The organism is Kosakonia sp. AG348 (genome assembly GCF_003337365.1).
Classification (GTDB): domain Bacteria; phylum Pseudomonadota; class Gammaproteobacteria; order Enterobacterales; family Enterobacteriaceae; genus Kosakonia.
The window spans coordinates 217540-237909 of sequence record NZ_QPJR01000002.1 but is presented as its reverse complement, the minus strand read 5'-3'; the positions used below and the strand labels follow the sequence as shown (position 1 = coordinate 237909).

General features: G+C 55.2%; 16 protein-coding genes. 6 read left to right on the top strand and 10 right to left on the bottom strand.

What is annotated here, in order from left to right:
• Window positions 1-21: 21 nt before the first annotated feature.
• Genes DFO56_RS04955 through DFO56_RS04945 form a run of 3 tightly spaced genes read right to left on the bottom strand, consistent with a single transcriptional unit; the run spans window position 22 to window position 2605 of the window.
• Window positions 22-450: a hypothetical protein gene (locus DFO56_RS04955; protein ID WP_045508292.1), complete on the bottom strand. Its 429-nt coding sequence runs from the start codon at window positions 448-450 to the stop codon at window positions 22-24.
• A 21-nt stretch (window positions 451-471) separates the two neighbouring features.
• Window positions 472-1485, bottom strand: a complete 1014-nt coding sequence (locus DFO56_RS04950) for a S9 family peptidase (protein ID WP_045508288.1) — start codon at window positions 1483-1485, stop codon at window positions 472-474.
• Window positions 1486-1543: 58 nt separating this feature from the next.
• The gene (locus DFO56_RS04945; RefSeq protein ID WP_045508285.1) at window positions 1544-2605 is read right to left on the bottom strand and encodes a YncE family protein; all 1062 of its coding nucleotides are present in this window, start codon (window positions 2603-2605) and stop codon (window positions 1544-1546) included.
• Window positions 2606-2870: 265 nt separating this feature from the next.
• Here DFO56_RS04945 and pqqU point away from each other — a divergent pair, with 265 nt between their 5' ends.
• On the top strand, window positions 2871-4982 hold the full coding sequence (pqqU, locus tag DFO56_RS04940) for a TonB-dependent receptor PqqU (RefSeq protein WP_045508282.1): 2112 nt from the start codon (window positions 2871-2873) through the stop codon (window positions 4980-4982).
• Between the two features lie 73 nt (window positions 4983-5055).
• Here pqqU and DFO56_RS04935 read toward each other — a convergent pair whose 3' ends face one another.
• From DFO56_RS04935 to DFO56_RS04915, 5 genes are all read right to left on the bottom strand, one after another.
• Window positions 5056-5922 carry a GNAT family N-acetyltransferase gene (locus DFO56_RS04935; protein WP_045508628.1) on the bottom strand — a complete coding sequence of 289 codons (867 nt, stop codon included), beginning with the start codon at window positions 5920-5922 and terminating at the stop codon, window positions 5056-5058.
• Window positions 5923-5992: 70 nt separating this feature from the next.
• Window positions 5993-7930: a methyl-accepting chemotaxis protein gene (locus DFO56_RS04930; RefSeq protein ID WP_045508279.1), complete on the bottom strand. Its 1938-nt coding sequence runs from the start codon at window positions 7928-7930 to the stop codon at window positions 5993-5995.
• A gap of 194 nt (window positions 7931-8124) precedes the next feature.
• On the bottom strand, window positions 8125-8781 hold the full coding sequence (locus tag DFO56_RS04925; protein WP_045508276.1) for a GntR family transcriptional regulator: 657 nt from the start codon (window positions 8779-8781) through the stop codon (window positions 8125-8127).
• Window positions 8782-9033: 252 nt separating this feature from the next.
• The gene (locus DFO56_RS04920; protein ID WP_045508272.1) at window positions 9034-10071 is read right to left on the bottom strand and encodes an NADP-dependent oxidoreductase; all 1038 of its coding nucleotides are present in this window, start codon (window positions 10069-10071) and stop codon (window positions 9034-9036) included.
• 67 nt (window positions 10072-10138) lie between these two features.
• A complete protein-coding gene (locus tag DFO56_RS04915) occupies window positions 10139-10714 on the bottom strand; it encodes a helix-turn-helix transcriptional regulator (protein ID WP_045508270.1) in 576 nt (191 codons plus the stop codon).
• A 37-nt stretch (window positions 10715-10751) separates the two neighbouring features.
• On the opposite strand from DFO56_RS04915, the gene DFO56_RS04910 reads away from it, so the two are divergent.
• Together DFO56_RS04910 and DFO56_RS04905 are read left to right on the top strand one after the other, a co-directional pair.
• The gene (locus DFO56_RS04910; RefSeq protein ID WP_045508267.1) at window positions 10752-11270 is read left to right on the top strand and encodes a GNAT family N-acetyltransferase; all 519 of its coding nucleotides are present in this window, start codon (window positions 10752-10754) and stop codon (window positions 11268-11270) included.
• Window positions 11267-11716, top strand: coding sequence for a DMT family transporter (locus DFO56_RS04905; protein ID WP_016496003.1), 450 nt, complete (start codon window positions 11267-11269; stop codon window positions 11714-11716). The genes DFO56_RS04910 and DFO56_RS04905 overlap by 4 nt, the downstream gene beginning before the upstream one ends.
• Here DFO56_RS04905 and DFO56_RS04900 read toward each other — a convergent pair whose 3' ends face one another.
• On the bottom strand, window positions 11717-11950 hold the full coding sequence (locus DFO56_RS04900) for a YdcY family protein (RefSeq protein WP_045508264.1): 234 nt from the start codon (window positions 11948-11950) through the stop codon (window positions 11717-11719). It lies immediately after the preceding gene.
• Window positions 11951-11960: 10 nt separating this feature from the next.
• Window positions 11961-13559: an ABC transporter substrate-binding protein gene (locus DFO56_RS04895; protein ID WP_045508261.1), complete on the bottom strand. Its 1599-nt coding sequence runs from the start codon at window positions 13557-13559 to the stop codon at window positions 11961-11963.
• A 280-nt stretch (window positions 13560-13839) separates the two neighbouring features.
• Between DFO56_RS04895 and DFO56_RS04890 the strand changes: the two genes are divergently transcribed.
• From DFO56_RS04890 to DFO56_RS04880, 3 genes are read left to right on the top strand one after another with little or no spacing between them, the layout of a single operon-like run.
• A complete protein-coding gene (locus DFO56_RS04890; protein WP_045508258.1) occupies window positions 13840-15201 on the top strand; it encodes an SrfA family protein in 1362 nt (453 codons plus the stop codon).
• Window positions 15202-15205: 4 nt separating this feature from the next.
• A complete protein-coding gene (locus DFO56_RS04885) occupies window positions 15206-18187 on the top strand; it encodes a virulence factor SrfB (protein ID WP_045508256.1) in 2982 nt (993 codons plus the stop codon).
• Window positions 18184-20358, top strand: a complete 2175-nt coding sequence (locus DFO56_RS04880; protein WP_045508253.1) for a virulence factor SrfC family protein — start codon at window positions 18184-18186, stop codon at window positions 20356-20358. The genes DFO56_RS04885 and DFO56_RS04880 overlap by 4 nt, the downstream gene beginning before the upstream one ends.
• The last annotated feature ends 12 nt before the right edge of the window (window positions 20359-20370 follow it).

The window sequence follows — 20370 nt, the reverse complement described above, 5'->3', positions numbered from 1 at the left end:
GCTTTTTTGTTGGCGCGAAAGTTACGCCTGCGCTTGTTTAAAACGTTGCCAGGCGGCAGTAATCTGCGGTGCAATCAACGCATAGTTTTCCTGGGTATTATCCACGTGGTAGATCGTTGGCAGCCCTGTCGCCAGCACGCGCTCGTAATCGTCAAAATACCCTGCCGTCTCAGTGGTGTAGTAATAGTCAGTGAAAGCCTGACCCTCTGCGTTTAAATCCTCTTTCCAGAATTTTTCATCACACATATTGATGAAAAAATCGCGACCCGTGATCGCGCGGTTGCGCACCGCGGCCAGCTCATCAGCAGACTCTTCCCGGTGAAACTCCCCTTCGAGCTGGTTGTCGATAATCCACGTCAGGTAAAAGCCGATATGGGTACCGGCGTTCTCCATCGGCAGCTCGTCCGGATATTGCCCGCCATAGTGCCAGTCCATTCTATCGATAGCCATCTGATCCCCTTGGGAATGGTGTTAATCGGGACACGCGCCATTGCGTATCCAGCCTGAAATCATGTCCAGCGCGCCGGCTGCATACGCCTTACGCCCTGATAACAAAAATACCCCTTGTTTCCACGCTGGCCACTGGGACGCTAATTGATAATCGTACCAGCGGCTGTTGAGCAGCCCGTGCGTGGCCGCCGGGATCAGGCGCAGGCAATGTGGCGTTTTCAGCGGTAACTGCGCCTGCCAGACAGCCAGCGTTTCCTTTGAATCAACATTGCGATCGTCTTGCCCCATCAACACCATGACCGGCGTTTGCATGCTGCCAATGGCAACACGCGCATCGGCAAGCGCGTTACGGCGTTCAAAGTCGTCGCGCGTACAGGCTGCGGCACACGGGCGGGACGTGATTTCTTGCGTATAGTGCGCATCAAACGCGGCGGTATCGTTCGCCACCGCCCGGGTAATTTCACTCGCAGGTTGACCGGCAAGCTGCAAACGCTGGCGCAAATAATATGCTCCCTGGTTACGCCAGTTTATTGCCGGGCCCACCAGAACGGCAAAATCGGCCTGCGCCAACTGGCTGGCCTGCGGCACCACCCAGCCCGCCTGAGAAAAGCCAACAAAACCTAACCGGCTGTGCGCCAGCGCCGGTTGCTGTCGCAATTGTTGCAGTATAAAAGCGGCTTCCAGCGCGCGATCGTCCATGGTTTGCGCCAGCCAGTTTCCTGTGCTCTCACCAACACCGGGTTTATCCCACGAAAAGACCGCAATCCCCTGCGAGACAAGATGGTTCACCAGCGGCAGATAGCCACCATCCGACCAGCGATCCTGCGCGCCATCGCCATGAACCAGCAGCGCCACCGGCGGCGACGAGACACCTGCGGGCAGGATCAACGTTCCAGCCAGTGAATCGCTACCGTGAGTGATGCGCAGGGTTTGCTGCCCGCCCGCATCGGGGACGTCAAATTCGCTCAGGCGGAAAAAGAGAAAAAGCGCCAGCAAAAGAGCGGTCACGACCGTGGCAAGCAATGTACTGCGCATGGTATTTCCTTGCTGTAAAAGAAAAAGCTCCCCGCAGGGAGCTTAAGGTATCAAACGATTACAGCGCAATACGTATCACATCATCTGGCTGCGTGGCCTCTTTCTCGCGCGTTGAAGCCTGTTTCACACTGACATACAGCGTGTTGCCGTCCGCTGAAAGCGCCAGGCTGTTCGGATGGGTTGGCGTGGCGAAGGTTTTCACTACGCTATAGGTTTTGGCGTCGATAACGCTTACCTTCCCCGCCTCGCGGTGCGTCACGTAGACTTCATTGCGCGCGGGATTGAACAGCACCGCCAGTGATTCTGGTACCGCGATTTTCTCCACTACCTTGCCGTTACGGGTATCGACAACCAGCACTTCCGGCGCTTTTGAGTCGGTGATAAATGCGCGATGACCGGCGATATCGAGGCTCAGGTTGAGATAGAAGTGCTCTTTGCCGTCATCCTGCAATTTTTTGCGTTCCAGGATGCGATTGTTGCGGGTATCAATGGTGATTAGCTCACCGTCAGCATTGGTGGTGTAGAGACGTTTTGCCGCAGTATCGATGGCAAGGCCGGTGCTGTATGTCCCCGTACTGGTAATAGTCGTTTTCAGCTTCAGCGCAGCACCATCCACCACCCATATCGCACTCTCCTTCCCGACGCCGGTGATGTAAACGGTATTGGTCTCTTCATCCACCGCCAGCTCGCGCGGGCTGAGCGGGCGCACCGTTTCCGAACGTTTACGCGCATCCAGCACCACGCGGCCTTTAATGACGCCGGTTTTAGCGTCTACCGCCGTTACGCAACCGTCCGTGGTGTTGCCGAACCACAGCGTCTGCGTGCGGTGATTAAGCGTTGTGCCGAAGGGTTTTACGTCGCTGTGAATAGCTTGCGTAATGGCAAGCGTGGTCGGATCAAGACGGTAAATCACCCCGCCTTTATCCGTTTTGCGGCTTTGCGCAGTGGCCAGCCACAGCGCGTTTTCCTGCTGGCTGATGGCCATTTCATAGGCACCTTTGCCGACGGCTTTGCGCAGCATCTCCTCTGCGGCGTGGGTGTTAAATGAACCCGCCAGCAGTAACGATCCCAGAAGCAACGTACGGCGCAAGCGCGGTGAGCATAATTGGCGTAAAGACATGACGACTCCCTTTGTTCAACTTAATGGTTACGTTTTCACATGCGTCCAGTGCACGAAACGGCGGTTTCGCTTATTGTTGTAGTTGAGAATAGTAATCATTAATGACAAGAAAGTGGAGTGTTAATCGTCGCGACGCAGGATCCCGTTTCCTCCGTTACACTAATCATTAACGTAATGTGCGTTTAAAGTTTTCAAATAATTTACATACGCTTTAACATATTGGCGTATTTCCTTTTTTTGGTTCGTCTTTTAACTTGGTTCCGTCATGAATATCATTTCCGCCACAAAGGCCACCCTGCCGGTGTTATTGCTACCGGCTGCGCTCTCCACCTCCGCTTATGCGGCCGACAACGAACAAACCATGATTGTCAGCGCCACGCCGCAGGCGGTTTCCGAACTGGACAGCCCCGCCGCCGTGAGCGTCGTGCAAGGCGACGACATCCGCCAGGCTGCGCCGCGCGTCAATCTCTCGGAATCGCTGAACAGCGTTCCCGGTTTACAAGTGCAAAACCGGCAAAATTACGCGCAGGATCTGCAACTGTCGATTCGCGGCTTTGGTTCGCGTTCTACTTACGGGGTACGCGGCATTCGCCTGTATGTGGATGGCATTCCTGCGACCATGCCGGATGGCCAGGGGCAAACTTCGAATATCGATTTAAACAGTGTGGAGAGCATTGATGTGCTGCGCGGCCCGTTCTCGGCGCTGTATGGCAACGCATCTGGCGGGGTAATGAATGTCACCACGCAGACCGGGCGTGAACCGACAACCATTGAAGCCAGCAGCTATTACGGCAGCTTTGGTAGCTGGCGCTACGGGCTGAAAGCCACCGGCGCAATGGGTGACGGGACGCACGCGGGCGATGTTGATTACACCGTGTCCAGCACCCGTTTTGTCACCCAGGGGGATCGCGATCGCAGCGGCGCACGGAAAAATCTCGCCAACGCGAAACTCGGCGTGCGCATTGATGACGTCAGTAAACTGAGCCTGATTTTTAACAGCGTTGACATTAAAGCGAACGATGCAGGCGGGTTAACCGAGTCCGAGTGGAAAGATAACCCGCGCCAGTCACCGCGGGCGCAGCAATACGATACGCGCAAAACCATTAAGCAAACCCAGGCGGGCCTGCGTTATGAACGCCAGATGAGCAGCCAGGATGATTTAAGCGTGATGATGTACGCCGGTGAGCGTGAAACCACGCAATATCAATCGATTCCGCGCGGCCCACAGCTCAACCCCACCCACGCGGGCGGCGTGATTGATTTAACGCGCCACTATCAGGGCATTGATACCCGCTGGACGCACCGTGGCGAGCTGGGCGTACCGGTGACCTTTACCGGCGGTCTGAACTACGAAAACATGAGCGAGGAGCGCAAAGGTTACGAAAACTTTGTGATGAATGGCACCACGCCGGTGTATGGCGAAAAAGGCAGTCTGCGCCGTAACGAACGCAATCTGATGTGGAACGTCGATCCGTATCTGCAAACCGCCTGGCAACTCACCGATAAGCTGTCGCTGGATGCGGGCGTGCGTTACAGCTCCGTCTGGTTTGATTCCAACGATCATTACATTACAGCGCGAAATGGTGATGACAGCGGCGAAGCCAGTTATCACAAATGGCTGCCTGCCGCGTCGCTGAAATATGTCATGACCGAGGGCTGGAATGTGTATGCCGCTGCCGGTCGCGGTTTTGAAACGCCCACGATTAATGAACTCTCCTACCGCGCGGATGGCAAAACTGGTCTCAACTTCGCGCTGAAACCATCAACTAACGACACCGTGGAGATCGGCAGCAAAACGCGTATCGGCAATGGCCTGCTGACCGCCGCGCTGTTCCGTACGGATACGGATAATGAGATCGTGACCGATACCAGCACTGGCGGGCGCACCACCTATAAAAACGCCGGGAAAACCCGTCGTCAGGGCGCGGAATTATCCCTCGATCAGCAATTCGCCGGGAACTGGCGGGCAAAACTGGCGTGGACCTATCTTGATGCAACGTATCGCAGTGACGTATGCGATGGTGCATGTAATGGCAACCGTATTCCGGGTATCGCGCGCAATATGGGCTTTGCCTCGCTGGCCTGGATCCCGGATCAGGGCTGGTACGCGGGCGCAGATGTGCGCTATATGAGCGATCTGATGGCCAATGACGAAAACAGCGCCAAAGCGCCTTCTTATACCGTCACTGGGCTGAATACCGGTTATAAATTCAGCTATGGCAACTGGATGATGGACGTGTTTGGCCGGGTCGATAACCTGTTTGATCGCAAATACGTCGGTTCCGTTATCGTTAACGAAGGCAATGACCGTTATTACGAACCGGCCCCGGGGCGTAATTACGGCGTCGGCTTATCGGTCGCGTATCAGTTTGAGTGATAAAAAGCCCCTGTTAGCAGGGGCTTTTTTATAGCGATAACGATCAGGCGTGGGACAACCAGGCGTGTGACAACTAGGCATGTGACAACAGTGGGAACATCACCTGATGGTCGCGAAACACATTCTCTTTGCCGCTGAACAGAAACAGCGTGTCCTCATCGTCGATTAACGTGCATTCGCATTCGCCGGATTCGTTGGGCGTAAAACCTAACACCACACGCTGGGTTTGTTGATTGGCTAATGCATTAACGATTTGCGTTAATGTCGTGCCCGGTTCGGCAAAAATATCGAAGCACAGCAGCGTGCCTCTGTTTTGCGTGGCAATGGCGATAGCCTGATGTTTTTCTGAAAAGTAGACGCACGCTTTTAAATATGATGCACAGTAAAACATCAACAACCCTACGTTGTTATTCATCGGCAGCGCCGAAAAGGGGTTGGATTTCGCGTAATAGCGCAGCAACTGCTGCCTGTCGGCGTCGTCGTCCATATCCAGCCGGCGAAAGTCACTCGCCACCGGCGTGGCGCGCAGGGTGTATTGATATTCCCGCGCTTTCTCAAAGCCAAACTTCGGATAAAAATCCCGCACGGTGGCGTTTGCGTACAAATAGATTGCATCGGCCCGATGTTGCCAGTCCCGGATGATTTCCGTCAGCAGGTAACGGGCGAGTCCGTTATTGCGATAGCGCTTATCGGTCATTACCGTGCCTATCTGGATATAGCGTTTTTCGGCGCCCAACCAGCGTGTATCGATAACGTTAACCGAGGCATTGGCGATAACCTGGTTGTCATCAACCAGCGCGTAGGGAATGTAGTTTTCCGTCCAGAATCCCGCCTGATACCATGCCTCGAAGGATAAATCGAAGGTATCTACGGCTAAATCAATAAAGCTTTGGCGCAACGTATCGTGCTGTTTTAGTTGTTTTACCAGAGGGTATTTCATACCGCCGTTTCCCATAAAAAAGCCCGGTTGCATCGCGCTTCCGGGCTGCTACTGATGCGCGTATCAAAAGTTAAAACGTAGTCCAGCCCTCATCGCTCGTGGCGGTTTCACGCGGTTCAACGTTCTGCTTCACAGCGGGCCTGGCGGTCGGTTTACCTGTTTTGGCGACCGGTTTTGCGCCATTCTGATCGAGACGGAACGTAGCGACCAGTTCTTCCAGCAAACGTGCCTGCTCTTCCAGCGAACCCGCCGCCGATGAGGATTCGCTCACCAGCGAGGCGTTCTGCTGTGTGGTGCTATCCAGCTCACCCACCGCGCGCGCGATTTGTTCAATACCGCGGCTCTGCTCTTCGGAAGCGGAAGAGATTTCGCCCATGATATCGTTAACACGAGTGACAGACTGCACCACCTGATCCATGGTTTCACCGGCTTTCGCCACCAGTTCGCTACCGACATTAATGCGTGATACAGATTCGCTAATCAGCTGTTCAATATCTTTTGCCGCCTGCGAGCTGCGTTGCGACAGGCTGCGCACTTCGCTGGCGACTACCGCAAAGCCACGGCCTTGTTCACCGGCGCGTGCCGCTTCTACGGCGGCGTTCAGTGCCAGAATGTTAGTCTGGAAGGCGATGCTGTTAATCACAGCAGTAATATCGGCAATTTTGTTCGAACTGTTATGAATATCGCCCATGGTGTTCACCACTTCGCGCATCACCGTGCCGCCTTCGCTGGCGGTTTTCGACGCCTGAGCGGCCAGGCTGCTGGCATTGCGCGCGTTATCGGCGTTGTTTTTCACCGTGGCGGTCAACTCTTCCATACTGGCGGCGGTTTCAACCACCGCCGCTGCCTGCTGCTCGGTGCGGGAAGAGAGATCGGTATTGCCTTCGGCAATCTCCGTCGCTGCACGCGAAACCTGGCTCACGCTGTTGCGCACTTCAAAAATCATATCGCGCAGCGTGTCGTTCATCCGGCCCATCGCACCGGTTAATTGCCCCAGCTCATCGGTGCTCTGCGCACGAATTTGTGAGCTGAGATCGCCACTGGCGATACGTTCTGCCAGCGCCAGGTTGCGATCGATAGGACGCGTAATCTGGCGGATAACCCACCAGGAGACAATCACACCGAGCAGGATAGCGATCACACCGATAATCGACGCAATGGTGCTCGAGGTGTACGCCAGTTCATCGTTGTGCACTTTCACCAGCGTAATGATCTGTTTGAGCGAGGCGCTGCTCTCGTCCCCACCCACTTTCACTTTATCTTCCGCGGCTTTTAATGCCTGGAAAGCGCTGAGATAGTTGAGGCTTAAATCGCGGTATTTCACTGTGTCATCCCACAGGGATTGCAACGGTGATTGCAGCTCACCCGGTAACTGGCTTGCCAGTGCCTGAACGCTCTTTTGCGTTGCGCCAAAACGGGCATCCAGCGCCTCTTTCGACTCTTTACCCGGGCTGTAACGCACCACCAGTGCGGCGTCGCGCACCGTGCTGATCGCAAATAACTGTTCGTAAATTTGCGCCATCAGCGCCGTGTCGGCAACCGGTGTGCGCACCAGCGTGGTATAGCGCGCCGAGAGATCTTGTGCGGCCAGTTTATCGAGCGAATCGCGCACGGTTTTGATGTCACCAGTGGCTTTTTGCATCTCGCCAATCGCGCTCTGGAACTGTTCCAGGTGGCGGGCGACATCGTTAATAATTTGTTTTTCGTTTGCAGACCAGGACATATCGTCGGCGCTGGCAGTCAGCTCGGAAGCGTGACGCACATAGTTGGCCATCACCTGCCCTGATTTATCATCGCCATAGAAGTATTTCAGACGGTTAATTTTGGCCTGAAATACTTCAATGTTGATGTTGTACATAAGATTGGTTTTTTCGTAGACGTCGCGTATTTCTTTGAAGCGCAATACGCTCAGGACGGTGGCAATAGCAACCAGAAAGAGAACTAATCCAAAACCGACTGACAGCTTCCTACTAATTTTTATGTTGCTTAACCGCTGGCTAAATGACATTCCGGACTCCTTGCTAAACCCCAATGTTAGCGCCCAACAACTGCACGCACACATTGTTATCGGCAATGAAACCAGGGAGTTCAGGTATGAGCTGGTCTTATCAGTGAAAAACGTGATATTGATGCGCCCCATTCGCAAATTTTTGCCGGGGAGCATCAATATAGAGAGAAAGGATTATGTTGTTGAATTATAACTTATCGATAGAATTGTTTGTGAACGATGTTTGCGCCCTCATCAATCGCACGCCATAACGCGCGTTCGCTAGCGAAAGCGTCTCCCTCTTCTAACGCGGCCAACAAATCGCTGTAATTTTCGACGCGCGTTAGATCCTCAGAATTTGGATAAAGATAATTGTAACAAGGCCCAATACGAACCCATAACTGCTCAATCAATGCGGTTAGCGTCGGCATCCCGGCGTGGTTGTAAACACTAAAGCGAAACACGCGGTTAGCCTGCAGTCCCTGCTCCGTGTTACCGCTTTTCATTGCTTCATGAAAATTCGCCGCCAGGATACGCAACTCACGAATTTTCTCCTTCGTCATATGCTGGCTGGCAGCGCGTGCGGCCATGCCCTCAAGATTTTTACGAATCTGGTTAATTTCGTTATAGCGATCAAGGCTGACTTCCGGAACCAGAAAAGCCTGCGCCGGCGCGGCATGCAGCGCACCTGCGGAGACCAACCTCAGTAACGCTTCCCGCACCGGTGTAATACTGGTGCCTAATTGATCTGCTATTTCCTTTGTGATGAGCCGCGCGCCCGGTTTAAGCGCACCAATAATAAGCGCACTTTTAAGACTCGCCTCAACTTGCATGGTGAGACTGGTCCGCTGCGCTTTTTCCAAATCAAGCATGTTTGTATCCCGTATAATTTCTTATTTATTCTCAGCCTGGTAGCGTGTCCGTAATTTGTGTCAATGAATATATTATATACACATGCCTGGTCTTGGATGGTCGCGTAAAAGTTAAAGCAATTTGTATTTATTATGCACAACTACCAGGAACCGCCTTCACAAGGTCATCAGTTCCTTATGCTTATCTAATTAAAGACGTTTCTCAAAAATTTGCACGATTTCTGATGGCGGTTTTTCACCGCCATCATTCTTTTAGCTGAGAGGCCCGATTTGCACTACGACTTTACCGAAATTTTTCCCTTCCAGCAGGCCGATAAAAGCGTCTGGCGCATTTTCCAGCCCTTCGATCAATTGCTCACGGTACTGAATTATTTCCTGTCGTATCCATTGTTCCATTTCTTGCTGAAATTCATGAATACGGTGCCCGTAATCCTGGCCAATAATAAAGCCCTGCAAACGGATTCGTTTTTTCAGCAGGGTTGCCATTAATAACGGAATACGATCCGGACCGGCCGGAAGATCGGTGGCGTTATAGCCGCTGACTAACCCACAAAGCGGAATTCGCGCGGAGGTATTTAATAACGGCAGCACCGCATCAAATACTTTTCCGCCGACATTTTCGAAATAGATATCGATCCCCTGCGGACAGGCCGCAGCCAGTTGTTCGGCAAAATCCTCTGCGTGATGATCAATGCAGTGATCGAACCCCAGCACGTCAACCGCATGCCGGCATTTCTCGCTGCCACCGGCCACGCCGACCACGCGGCACCCCTTAATTTTAGCGATTTGCCCCACCGTGGCGCCTACCGGACCGGTTGCGGCGGCAACAACTAACGTTTCACCGGATTTCGGCTGGCCGATATCCAGCAATCCCATATAGGCGGTAAACCCTGGCATACCAAGAATGCCGAGCGACCACGACGGGTGCGGCGGGTTGTCTCCCAGTTTGACCAGGCCTTCGCCGCCCGAGATGTCGTAATCCTGCCAGCCGCTGTAGCCCAGCACCCAGTCACCTTCTGCGAAATCCGGGTGTTGCGATTTCACCACGCGGCTAACGGTGCCGCCGCACATCACTTCACCAATTTTCACCGGCGGCGAATACGACGGCGCATCGCTCATCCGCCCGCGCATATAGGGGTCTAACGAGAGGAAAACCGTGCGCAGCAACACCTGCCCTTCACCTGGCGTGGCGATAGCGTCTTCTTCAAGGCGGAAATTCTCTGCGACGGGCGCACCGTGCGGGCGGGAAGCCAGTACCCAGCGGCGGTTGCGGTGAGGATCTTGTTTCATTGTTCGCTCCTGTACGTGTCAGACTAACTATTGATACTAGTCCCTGACGGCCAGGAGCGCGTTTACATTACGAGCTGGAAGGATTTAGCCGTACCACCAGATAACGGCAAGGCGCGTGGCTTTCATTGATAAAGCGGCAATCATTTGGCGGGCCGAGCTCCAGACAATCTCCGGCGTGCATCTCATGTCGCGTGTCGCCTTCAACGAACACCAGTTCCCCCTCCTGTAACCAGATAAGCTGGCGCGCCAGCGCATAGGCGGACGCAGGCATCGGAATATCGCTCCCGGCGGGCAGCTCGATTTGCACCAGGTCGATAGGTAAATCACTGCGCGGTGAAACATGACGGCGCAGATAGTGGCTCTGCGGATCGCGCCAGACGGGCTGATCGGCGTGGCGCAGCAGTTTACCTTCCTGCATTTCCGCGCGTGCAATCAGCGTTGACATACTGATGCCAAACGCGCCGGAAAGCCGCGCCAGCAACGCCGCCGTCGGGCTACTTTCGCCGCGTTCAATTTTGTGGATCATCGCCCGCGACACGCCGGCGCGCTCCGCCAGTTCGCTCAGTGACCAGCTACGTGATTCACGTTCAACACGAATTCGCGCACTGATCCGTTGATTTATATTGTCTGAGATAGTATTCATAACGTAATACTATAGTGTACAAATTTGAGGTTCAACCATGAATATTCGTTACGCCGGGAAAGAAGATTGCGCGGCCATCGCCGTCATTTATAACCATGCAGTGGTTAATACCGCAGCCATCTGGAATGACCAGACGGTCGATGTCGACAACCGTATCGCCTGGTTTGAAGCACGCGCCGCGCTCGGCTATCCGGTGCTGGTCAGCGAAGAAAACGGCGCAATCACTGGCTATGCTTCGTTTGGCGACTGGCGCGCTTTTGACGGTTTTCGCCACACGGTTGAGCACTCGGTTTATGTCCACCCGGAACATCAGGGCAAAGGTATCGGCCTGGCGCTGATGGAGCGCTTAATTGAGGAAGCCAAACGCATCGGTAAACATGTGATGGTCGCGGGTATCGAAGCGCAGAATCACGGCTCGATTCATTTGCACAGCAAACTTGGGTTTGTGATTACCGGGCAAATGCCGCAGGTCGGCACGAAGTTTGGCCGCTGGCTGGATCTGACGTTTATGCAGCTGCAACTCGATGACCGCACCGAACCGGACGCCATTGCATGAATCAGTCGCTCACCCTCACCTTTTTGATTGCTGCCGGTATTGGCCTGGTGGTGCAAAACACGTTAATGGTGCGCATTACCCAGTCGGCCTCGACGATCCTTATCGCCATGCTGCTGAATTCGCTGGTCGGCATTGTGCTGTTTGTCTCTATTTTGCTGATCAAACACGGTGTGGCCGGGTTTCAGGAGTTGTACGCCAGTGTCAAATGGTGGACGCTCATTCCCGGTCTGCTGGGGTCGTTTTTTGTCTTTGCCAGTATCAGCGGTTATCAATATGTTGGTGCGGCAACCACCATTGCGGTACTGGTGGCAAGCCAGCTTATCGGTGGTCTGGTAATGGATGTGGTGAGAAGCCAGGGCGTGGCGCTGAAAGCGCTGATTGGCCCGGTATGCGGCGCGGTGCTGCTGGTGATTGGCGCCTGGCTGGTAGCCAGACGCCAGTTTTAATTACAGGATCTCGCCACCTTTGGTGAGCTGTTCACGGCGCGCTTCCATATCTTCTTTGTGCTGCCGACCATGGTGCGCAATTGCCTGACGCAGGCGCTGTTGCTGGGTGTAGCGTTCATCCCGGCTCAGTGCCGCATCATCGCTGAGTTCAACCAGTAACGCATTCATCCCGGTAATAACGCCCTGTTCGATAGCCGCGTCGACACGTGCGATAACCTCATCCAGATGTGACATAGCCTCTCCTTTAATTCAGCTTCGCTTTAGAAAAATCGCTGCCCATCAGGCTGACGGTATAACCGCTAACATTACTGCGGGTAGCGTAAAACGTTTTGCCGTTAGCCAGCGCGATCCACGGTGCCTGCTGGTAGAAAATCTCCTGCGCCTGGCTGTAAAGTTTGGCGCGCTCGGCAGGAGCGGCAGTGACTTTGGCTTTCTGCACCAGGGCATCATACCCCTTATCGCACCAGCGGGCGGCGTTGGAGCCGGTTTTGATGCTGTTGCAACCGAGCAGCACATCGGCAAAGTTGTCCGGGTCGCCGTTATCCGACATCCAGCCGAACAGCGCGGTATCGTGTTCCCCTTTGCGCATCCCGGCCAGATATTCACCCCACTCGTACGAGACGATCTTCGCCTTCACGCCAACTTTCGCCCAGTCCGCCTGAATCATCTCGGCGATGCGCCGCGAATTCGGGTTATACGGACGCTGCACCGGCATCGACCACAGCGTGGCTTCAAAGCCCTTTTCCAGCCCGGCCTGCTTGAGCAGTGCTTTGGCTTTTTCAGGATCGTAGCTGTAATCCTTCAGATCTTTATTAAACCCGAGCATGTTCGGCGGCAGCGGTGATTTTGCCACCGTACCGGAGCCGAGGAACACCGCATTGACGATAGCTTGTTTGTCGGTCGCATAGTTCAGCGCCTGGCGCACCAGCACATTATCAAACGGCTTTTTCTCGGTGTTAAACGCGAGGTAGCCCACATTCAGAGCATCAATGGTATGCAACGTTAAGTCTTTGTTGTTTTTGATCTGATCAAACTGCACCGGTGCCGGGGCGGGAATAATCTGGCATTCATTGGTTTGCAGCTTCGCCAGACGGGTTTGCACATCCGGCGTAATAGAGAAGATCAGATGTTTGGTAGGCACTTCACCTTCCCAGTAATTTGGATTGGCGATATAACGGATTTGCGCATCGGTTTTGTACTGCTGTAAAGCGTACGGGCCGGTGCCGATTGGCCAGTTATCGACGTTTTCCGGCGTGCCTTTTTTCAGCATCGCATCCGCGTATTCCGCAGAGAGAATCGAGGCGAAATCCATGCCCCAGTCGGCAAGAAACGCGGCATTCGGCTCATTCAGTACAAACTGAACATGGTTATCATCGATTTTTTTCACTTCTTTGATCAGCTTATCAAGGCCGACATCGGTGAAGTATTCGTAATTACCTTGCGAAACATTATGATAAGGATGTTTCGGATCCATCTGGCGCATCACAGAGAAGACGACGTCATCGGCGTTAAAGTCGCGCGTCGGTTTGAAATATTTATTGCTGTTAAATTTAACGCCCTGGCGCAGCGTAAAGGTCCAGGTTTTACCGTCTTCAGAGACTTTCCAGTCGGTCGCCAGCGACGGCACCGGTGTGTTTTTCTCCGGATCAAAGGTGACCAGGCGGTTATAAAGCACCTGCGAGCTGGCAACAAATGTCGGCCCGGAGCTGGCAATTTGCGGGTTGAAGGATTCCGGTGACGCTTCGGAGCAGTAAATGATTGTATCGTTGGACGCCGCCCATGCGGCACTTGCCGGTAACAGTGTGCTCAGCGCAAGGGCGAGCAGCGTTTTTCCCGTGGACATTATCAGGAGCCTTCTTTTTTTATATGGAGCATTAATCTCAGCACAGCAGATGAGAACTGGCAAATAATGATTCCGCATCAGGTTATTCTAAAGCATTTGTTTTTGCTGAAATATCCACCATTATTAATGAATAAATTTGCGTTAAATAAATTTCGTGCCGTCAAGCGGGTTCGACGCGCTCAATGCGTCGAGAATTCAATGGTTTTGCGCTTTCTTCTGCCTTTTACTGGTAAGAAGTTTGCGTATAGTAGACGCGTGAAGAAGTCTATGGGATGAAAACGTGGCAAAAACTCTCTTGCGTAGCGGCGATTTGGATGATTTCCAGGCCGTTGGCGGCGGCGGTCAGGCCGTATTCGATTCGGCATTGCAAATTCGTGAAGCACTGCGTCTGCGTAAGCAGCAGGCGCTGGTAGATTGCCTGGCAATACCCCAGGTCAATGATGAAGGGGATCGTGTCGACTGGTATTCGCCCATTGATGGTCGCGCCCAGTCATGGAAAGCGGCGGAACCCGAGGCGCGCGCCCGTGCGCTGCGTTACCTTGAGAGCACGCTGGACAGCGCCGCCGCGCTGAGCCGCAAATGCCTGCAATCACCGAAAACCGCGCAGCAACTGTTTGGCTCGCTGCTGGAAAAAGCGCTGCAATTCCCCGGCGAAAACCATGTTTTCCTTGTTGATGGCAAACCGGTCATCACCTTCTGGGGCTTTGTGAATCTCAATGAAAGCGCCCGCGAAAATGTGCTCGAGTGCCTGCAAGAGCCGGAGCCAGAAATCCCTGAAATTATTATCGAACCGGAGCCAGAGCCGGAAGAAGAGCCCGCTGTCGAGGTGACATTCAGCCAGGCAGATGCGCCGCTACTCACGCCGCAAGCGGAAATCAAACCGCAGCCCGTAGCCGCACCGCCCGTGCAGGAAGCAGCACCGGTGGTTGCCCCTGAACCCGCTCCTCAGCCTGAACCTGCACCGGTGGTGAAAAAACGCCGCCGCTACGGTCTGTGGGCATTACCCGTTGCCGCGGCAGTCGCGGCGGCAATTGCCGTGCCGCTGGTGCTTAATCAGCAACAACAAGCGCCTGCCCCTGCCCCCGCCGAACCAAAAGCTGAGCCGGTCGCTATTGCGCCGCCGCCGATGCAAGCCGAGCCGCTGCCTGAACTGGCGGGGAGATTGCCGCTGCATCAGGCTGAAATTGTTGCGCCTGCGGTCAAAACACCGGAAGTCAAACCGGTTGACAAAGGGACGGTGGTTATCGCCTCTATCCCGAAAGATGTACTGGTGATGGATGCGTTAGAAGTGAAAATTGGCTCTACCAAATTCCTTAACGGTAACTGGCGTGTGGCGATGGATGTGAAAGATCCGGTCACTGGCAAAGCCCCTGCCGTGCGTTACCAGATCCAGAACAATAAAGGGACGGCGCGTATTGTGATGGGTAAAAATGTGACCTGTCGCGCAGATCTGTTCTCCGGCCTGCATGAAACCGGCGAACTGTTGATTAAGAGCCGCAGCAACGCACGTTGCAGCGACGGGACGCGTTACCCGATGCCGGAAATTTCCTGTAAAGCAAGCAGCAATGACGTCGCGGAATGCAGCGCGCGTTTTGACGCCAACACCACCGTTCCGGTGACGTTCAGAAAAACAGGTGACTGAGTTTATGCTGGTTAATCTTTGCGACTACAAACAGAGCGTGACGCTGATTGCCAATAGCGGCGTGCAGTTTCTTGATTTTGGCCTGACACCGCAGGATTCTGCCAACAGCGGTCGATTTGTGCGTAAAACCGCCAACGGCCCGCTGCTGCGTCTGGATTTCGATCTGGTCAACGAGCGTTATACGCTGCCGAACCGCGACGGCGGTCAGCCGGAAGTGGTAAAACCCGAAAGCACGCATTCGCTGCAATATTCGTTGTCGATCCTCGATGGTATCTGGCTACCGATCCCGTTCCTGCGTTTCAACCCGCCCCGTACTTTCGTTGAAGGCCCGGATAACTGGGCACGCGTGCAGATCCGCAAGCTCAGCGAACCGGACAGCGCCGGAAATACCCACCGCGTGGCGCTGGCGCTCGACAGCCAGATTAACGGCAACTCGCCTGCCGCACTGGCGCCGCAGGAAAACGATATTCTCAATGGTACGCGGTTCTCACTGGCCTGGCGTGATGACGAAGTGGCGGATTTTCTCGATCAAACCTGGGTCGATGGCTGGCTGCGCGAAGCGTTTTTGCAATTCATTACGCAACACGAAACCCGCAGTGAGCGCGAAATTAACCAGGCATTGCGCGGTTTTGAATACCAGGCGCACTGGCTGAATCTGATGAGCCTGCTCGGCATGCAATTGCAGGTGCCGGAAGTCAAAATCGTCACGCACACGCTAAGCACCCCGGCGATCCCGGTCGATCTGATTCTGGATGTCGGCAACACCCACACCTGCGGCGTGATCATTGAAGATCACGGCGATGCCAACGATGGGTTGCGCCAGACGGCGGAATTGCAGGTGCGTTCGCTCAGTGAGCCTCAGTTCCTCAATGAGCCGCTGTTTACCAGCCGTCTCGAGTTTTCTGAAGCGCGCTTCGGCAAACAGCACTTCTCGGTCGAGAGCGGTCGCGAAGACGCCTTTATTTGGCCTTCAATTGTCCGCGTGGGCGATGAAGCCCGCAAACTGGCAACGCAGCGCCTTGGTACTGAAGGCAATAGCGGTATCTCCAGCCCGCGCCGCTATCTGTGGGACGAAACACCGGTATTGCAGGACTGGCGCTTTAGCCAGATGAACAGCAAAACCCAGCGTGAACCGCTGGCGACCGCCTTCCCGTTAATGAACCTGATGAACGACGAAGGCCAGCCGCTGTATAGCCTGCCGCTGGATGAGCGTTTACCGGTCTTCTCCCCCCAGTACAGCCGCAGCACGCTGATGACTCACATGCTGTGTGAATTGCTGTCGCAGGCGCTCGGGCAGATCAACAGTGTCGCCACGCGTCTGCGTTTGGGTTTTCCGGCGTCACCGCGCCAGTTGCGCACCATTATTCTTACCCTGCCCTCGGCGATGCCGAAGCAGGAGCGTGAAATTTTCCGTCGCCGCATGTTTGAGGCCATCGCGCTGGTGTGGAAAGCCATGGGCTGGCATCCGCAGGATGAAGACTTTGCTAACCGCAAACAGCAGGAAAAAAGCGTGGTGCCCGTGCCGCACATTCAGATGGAGTGGGACGAAGCCAGCTGTGGCCAACTGGTATGGCTGTATAACGAAGCGATTTCCCGTTTTGCCGGGCAAACTGAAACGTTTTTCGCCTCGCTTGCCCGTCCGGATCGCGAAGAAGCACCTGGCGCGGTAAAAGGCCGTTCGCTGCGCGTGGCCTCCGTCGATATCGGCGGCGGCACGACAGATATGGCGATTACCCATTATCAACTGGATGATGGCACCGGCAGTAACGTCAAAATCACCCCGCAACTGCTGTTCCGCGAAGGGTTTAAAGTCGCCGGGGATGACATTCTGCTGGATATCATTCAGCGCTGTGTGCTGCCGGCGCTGCAAACGCAGATGCAGAAAGCGGGCATTACCGATGCCGCGGCGATCATGGCGACGCTGTTTGGCGATTCCGGGCGTATTGATACTCAGGCCGTACTGCGCCAGCAGACGACGCTGCAACTGTTTATGCCGATTGGTCACGCCATTCTTGCCGCGTGGGAAGAGAGCGACATTAACGATCCGCTCGCCGGATTGCATGCAACCTTCGGCGAACTGCTCACGCAATTGCCGACGCGCAATGTCATGAACTACCTGAAGCAGGCGATCGATCATGCGCTGCCGTCCGGTTCAGCGGAATTCGATGTGCTGGCTGTCCCGCTGCAGGTCAATTTCCGCGAGTTGCAGGATGCGATGCTGGCCGGACAATTTACCCTGACCGCCCCGCTGCATGCGGTTTGCGAAGCCATCAGCCACTACTGCTGCGATGTGCTGCTGATCACCGGCCGTCCTGGCTGCTTACCCGGCGTGCAGGCGCTGATTCGCCATCTGCAACCCGTGCCGGTTAACCGCATGATCTGGCTTGATAAATACCGCGTACATGAGTGGTATCCGTTCAGCCAGCAGGGTAAGATCGGCAACCCGAAATCAACCGCCGCCGTTGGCGCGATGCTGTGCAGCCTGGCGCTCGATTTGCGTCTGCCGCGTTTTAACTTTAAAGCGGCAGACATCGGTGCCTATTCCACCGTGCGCTACCTCGGTGTGCTGGATAACGTCGTCAATACTTTGCGCGATGAGAATATCTGGTATCACGATATCGACCTTGATAAACCCGGCGCAAAACTGGACGCGCGTTTACACTTCCCGCTGCGCGGCAATGTTACGCTCGGTTTCCGCCAGCTCGCGAACGCCCGCTGGCCAGCTACGCCGCTCTACACGCTGAGTATCAACTCGCAGGAACTGGCGAAAACCATCGCGGGCGACGGCGTGCTGAATGTCCGTTTGCAGTTCAGCGGCGGCAATAAACAGCACGGGCCCGAATCGTTCACCTTGAGTGAGGCCTGGCTCCAGGACGGTACGCCGGTCGCCGCAGACGCGTTAACTTTTAAACTGAATACGCTGGCCGATCGCCGCCATAGCGGCAGCCATTACTGGATCGACAGCGGGAGTGTGTATCTGAAATGAGTGCGAGCGTAAAAACCACCCAGGCACTGGCGACATGGATCAACGAAAACCGCCAGCACGCACCTTTACTGGATGATGATGCCGACGCGCTGCTGTCGCGTCTGACGACTGCCGCCGCCGAGGAAAGCGCGCTGCGTGAAGCGGTTGACGCGCCCTGCACCGTTGGGTTGTATGGTCATTCACAAGCGGCCAAAGCGCATCTGTTGACAGCCCTGTGCGGCAGCGGTAACGGGCGGCTTAATGTACGTCCCGGTGAAAAAACACTGGATTACTTCACCCATATCAATCCCGGCCATGCCCTGACCAGCATGGCGCTGCGCTTTAGCCAGCATCTCGCGCCGATGGATGAGGGTTTCCCGCTGTGCCTGCGTATTATCAGCGAAGCCGAGCTGGTGCAGATCTTTATTGCTCATGCCGTTCAGCAGCCGGAATTGCGCGCCGTTGATAAATCGGTGATCGAAGACCGCGTCGCGAAATGGCGCTCACTGCGCCAGCCGAATGCAGTGCCGGGGATCACGGCGGAAGATATCGGCGCGATTGCCCGCTTCTGGCGCGCGGCAGTGCCTTCGTCGCAGCAACAGATGGATGATGCGTTGTGGTATCAGTTTGCCTGCCTGTTGCCATCCCTCGATCTCAGCGCCCGTGCCAGCGCCTGGTCGCTGTTATGGGGCGAGCAGCAGGAACTCACGCAGCAGTGGTTGTCGCTGGCGCATACCCTTCACCAGACCGGGAACGCGCAGGAACTGGCGGCGCCGCTCAGTATTCTGGTGGATACCTTTGCCCTGCCAACCGACGGTTTCTTAACGCCATCGGAACCCGGTAGCGATGAGATCCATGACGAAGTGGTGGTTCACCCGTGGTCAAACGAGCAGTTGCACAATGCGGTCAGTATTCCGCTGGCCACCCTTGCGCTGATTACGCGCGAACTGGTGTTGCCGGTGGAAAACGCGGTGTTAACGGCCGTGGATATTCTCGATATTCCGACACCTGGCCCACAGGATGGCCAGCCGTTGTGGCGTAGCAAATGCCGCTGGTTGCTGGAAAGTTACCGCCAGCGCCTGCAACCGGATGTATTGATGATTTGCAATGCGACGCTGGAGCGCTCAGCAACCGCAGCCACTGCGCGCGCATTATTAAACTGGGTCAAAGAGACACAATCCGGTCAGGAAACGGCGCTGCCGGGGCTGGTCTGGGCGATTACGCCGCAGGATGCGCGCTTTACGCTGGCGCAGAATCTGGACGAAGCCGTTCAGCAACTTATTGGTAAACCGGGTCAGCACTGGGGAACGTTGCAGGCGCTGGATGCCAGCAGTCTGCAGCGTCTGCTGGAGTGGCTGGTGCAGGCGACAGCGCCTGGCCTGCGTCAGCAGCGTCTGAAAGCGCTGACTGAGCGCCATCAGCGCGCCCTTCGCGATCTGCTGCAACCCTGGCTTGCCACCGCCGCGAAAGACGCGGCGGCGCAACGCGCGAGCGCGGAGTCCGTGGTGCGTGAACTGCAAGGCCAGGCTTCACGCCACGGTGAATTACTGGAAGGCTTACAGCCCGATATGCAGCAGTTCGATACGCTGTGGAAAGTTCAGCAGCCGCGCGAAGAGAAAGTCAGCGGCTTGTTTAATGAATCTATCGATCTGTTTGCTGAATCCGCAGAAAGCAGCGAACCGCAGGTGGTGTCGAAAGATATCGGTCAGCAGGCGCATGCCTTGTGGGTCAACCATGTGCGCCAGTGGAGCCGCAACGATGATAACGCCGCGCGTCTGGGGCTCAGCCCTGCCACGCTGCGCCAGATGGCGGAGATTGTTATCGTCAGCAGCTACCGGCTGAATTTACCCGATCAGTTGCAAAAAATTATGCAGCGCGATACCGCCTGCGCCGCGCAACTGTACGCCGCGATTGGTAACTTTGTCGCCTGGCTGGGTTACGCGGAGATCGCGCAAGCGGATCGCCCGGAAAGCCGTGTCAACAAAGGCAGTACCATTTTTTCCAGCGGTACGGATGGCGCTACCCAGGCGCGGTTAACCCGTCTGAGCGAACAGCCGGTACACGCCGCCACCCGCTATGTTTATGACTGGCTGGTGGCGTTGTACCACCGGGCTATCGAAAACATTGGTTACAGCCATCCGCTGGATATCAGCCCGGCGGCGCGCAAAAAACTCAAATCCCTGCTTCCCTGAAAATCACCCGGC

What these genes read in the sequence shown, in the direction of transcription:
- DFO56_RS04930 (WP_045508279.1), bottom strand. Translation starts at nt 7,930, where the DNA reads ATGTCATTTAGCCAGCGGTTAAGCAACATAAAAATTAGTAGGAAGCTG.
- DFO56_RS04920 (WP_045508272.1), bottom strand. Translation starts at nt 10,071, where the DNA reads ATGAAACAAGATCCTCACCGCAACCGCCGCTGGGTACTGGCTTCCCGC.
- DFO56_RS04925 (WP_045508276.1), bottom strand. Translation starts at nt 8,781, where the DNA reads ATGCTTGATTTGGAAAAAGCGCAGCGGACCAGTCTCACCATGCAAGTT.
- DFO56_RS04915 (WP_045508270.1), bottom strand. Translation starts at nt 10,714, where the DNA reads ATGAATACTATCTCAGACAATATAAATCAACGGATCAGTGCGCGAATT.
- DFO56_RS04885 (WP_045508256.1), top strand. Translation starts at nt 15,206, where the DNA reads ATGCTGGTTAATCTTTGCGACTACAAACAGAGCGTGACGCTGATTGCC.
- DFO56_RS04895 (WP_045508261.1), bottom strand. Translation starts at nt 13,559, where the DNA reads ATGTCCACGGGAAAAACGCTGCTCGCCCTTGCGCTGAGCACACTGTTA.
- DFO56_RS04955 (WP_045508292.1), bottom strand. Translation starts at nt 450, where the DNA reads ATGGCTATCGATAGAATGGACTGGCACTATGGCGGGCAATATCCGGAC.
- DFO56_RS04910 (WP_045508267.1), top strand. Translation starts at nt 10,752, where the DNA reads ATGAATATTCGTTACGCCGGGAAAGAAGATTGCGCGGCCATCGCCGTC.
- pqqU (WP_045508282.1), top strand. Translation starts at nt 2,871, where the DNA reads ATGAATATCATTTCCGCCACAAAGGCCACCCTGCCGGTGTTATTGCTA.
- DFO56_RS04880 (WP_045508253.1), top strand. Translation starts at nt 18,184, where the DNA reads ATGAGTGCGAGCGTAAAAACCACCCAGGCACTGGCGACATGGATCAAC.
- DFO56_RS04945 (WP_045508285.1), bottom strand. Translation starts at nt 2,605, where the DNA reads ATGTCTTTACGCCAATTATGCTCACCGCGCTTGCGCCGTACGTTGCTT.
- DFO56_RS04900 (WP_045508264.1), bottom strand. Translation starts at nt 11,950, where the DNA reads ATGTCACATCTGGATGAGGTTATCGCACGTGTCGACGCGGCTATCGAA.
- DFO56_RS04905 (WP_016496003.1), top strand. Translation starts at nt 11,267, where the DNA reads ATGAATCAGTCGCTCACCCTCACCTTTTTGATTGCTGCCGGTATTGGC.
- DFO56_RS04950 (WP_045508288.1), bottom strand. Translation starts at nt 1,485, where the DNA reads ATGCGCAGTACATTGCTTGCCACGGTCGTGACCGCTCTTTTGCTGGCG.
- DFO56_RS04935 (WP_045508628.1), bottom strand. Translation starts at nt 5,922, where the DNA reads ATGAAATACCCTCTGGTAAAACAACTAAAACAGCACGATACGTTGCGC.